Origin of the sequence: Gracilibacillus boraciitolerans JCM 21714, assembly GCF_000521485.1 — a bacterium.
Taxonomy (GTDB): Bacteria; Bacillota; Bacilli; order Bacillales; family Amphibacillaceae; genus Gracilibacillus; species Gracilibacillus boraciitolerans.
On record NZ_BAVS01000073.1, the window covers coordinates 1 to 1,750 of the forward strand.

General features: G+C 34.9%; 2 protein-coding genes and 1 pseudogene. All 3 read right to left on the reverse strand.

The features are described from left to right. The coding region (locus tag JCM21714_RS17675; protein ID WP_035726465.1) for a hypothetical protein at positions 1–669 on the reverse strand (669 nt) is incomplete at its 3' end. Positions 670–832: 163 nt separating this feature from the next. Continuing rightward, positions 833–1,288, reverse strand: a complete 456-nt coding sequence (locus JCM21714_RS18945; protein WP_235183032.1) for a GtrA domain-containing protein — start codon at positions 1,286–1,288, stop codon at positions 833–835. Next, positions 1,285–1,750, reverse strand: a pseudogene (locus JCM21714_RS20320) (hypothetical protein); the annotation flags it as partial. The gene JCM21714_RS18945 and the pseudogene JCM21714_RS20320, both read right to left, overlap by 4 nt.

Here is a 1,750-nt window from a genome sequence, read left to right on the forward strand (position 1 = left end):
AGGAAGAACAAATAACATTACATAAAAAATAACAATGAACATTGTAGTCATAATAATAGTATCTAAACCTAATAAGTCAAAATTTCTTACTAAATACTGGATAAGAAATGTAATCCCTATTCCCATCGGAATTACTATCGACAGTAAGGATGTCGATTCCAATTTATTTCTTTGAACATCTTTCTTGGTACCCTTTCTATAGCGTCCCCGTTTCAATAAAAAATAAAAACGAATGCATGTAATTATAAAAACAAAAACTCCAATGCATAAAGCTATTATAGTATATCTTTGCAGTAAATATGCATTATTGGAAATATCTGCACTTATAGCAATTATTGCAAGCATAAATAGTGATATGCCGAAAAGATTTTGTGAAACTAAGATACTCAAAAAGTATTGCATCCTCTGGGAACGCATATATATCCATGGCACAGCATAAACAATAGTAACTATTGCTAATCCAACTGAAAAAGATAAATGTACTTTAATTATTAGATCTATATTTGGGTAAATGGAATAGTCACTAACAAAATGTTCAATAAACAACCAAAATGATTGTATAAATATGGATAATATAAAAATACCTCCTAAAGATTTCGGGCTTTGCCTTTTTGACTCAAGAGGTTTTCTTAAAGCTAAAAAGTCTTCTTCTCTTAGTTTGCCTAACATAATTATATTTTCCCTCCAGAATTTTTTTCATTGCTGTTGATTATCTTCTGCGATAGTATACTAAAGTATTAATGACTTTGAGATATATTTATTAGAGAATTTACTCTCTTAATCACAATTGTTATTTTAATGAAACCAGCCTTTAACTCTATCCATCACAGACTTACCTTCTTTTTTGTCGTCGCCTCCCCCACTTTTTGTTCAATAGCCAATTCGCTCCTATGCCTGCCGCTGCTCCTACAAGAGTACCTACACCGGGGGGGATGGGAATCAATGCTGTTCCTGCTGCTGTGAAACCTACTTGAACGGCTCCTCCTACAGCTGTATCAATCGCAGTGTCTTGAGTTGCTCTTAAATGAGCTTCATTACCACTTAAACCATCTTTTTCTGCATCAATATAATTGGTATAATAGCTTAATCCCATACCAGCAATACCTAGGGATTTAGAAGCGTAATTTAAACCACCTATTTTTGTTTTAAAAGTATCTTTAATATGGACTGTATCTTTTATCCACGTACCAGGATCTTTAATAATACTATTAACAATTCCTGTTCCTGCACCCTTTGCAGTTGAATAACCGACATGCTTTAAATCAAATTCGTCTTTCCAATATTTCATTTCGGGATGCATATCCAAAGCTCTTTGCCCTGTTGAAGTCCAGTTCGTACTCCCCCCCGCCTATCTGCTGCTCTTAATATCGCTTGGTTATTATAAGCTCGATCATAGTGAGCGTCACTCCAAGCTCTTCCATTCTTAGGTAATCGATGATTCAATTGACTTCTGGCTTTATTGTCAGGTTCTACTCCTAAGGTCTCCAAAGCCTCCCTATTGGCTCTTAATCGATATGACGGCTTATTATTTCTATGATCCTTAGCTTCTTCAATAGTGAGAAGTCCATTGGAACCAGCTTTTTTCATTTTCTCTCCAGAATAAAATGTTCTGCTCTGACCTAAAGTACCCAGTCCGGTCGATATTTCTAGCGACTTATCTAGTATCCAATTTGAAGTAACTAACTTTCCTCCATCCGGTTGATTAGCGGCTTTATTCAGCAAGGATCTAATTTGCGATAATAAATCATCC

What these genes read in the sequence shown, in the direction of transcription:
- JCM21714_RS18945 (WP_235183032.1), bottom strand. Translation starts at nt 1,288, where the DNA reads ATGAAATATTGGAAAGACGAATTTGATTTAAAGCATGTCGGTTATTCA.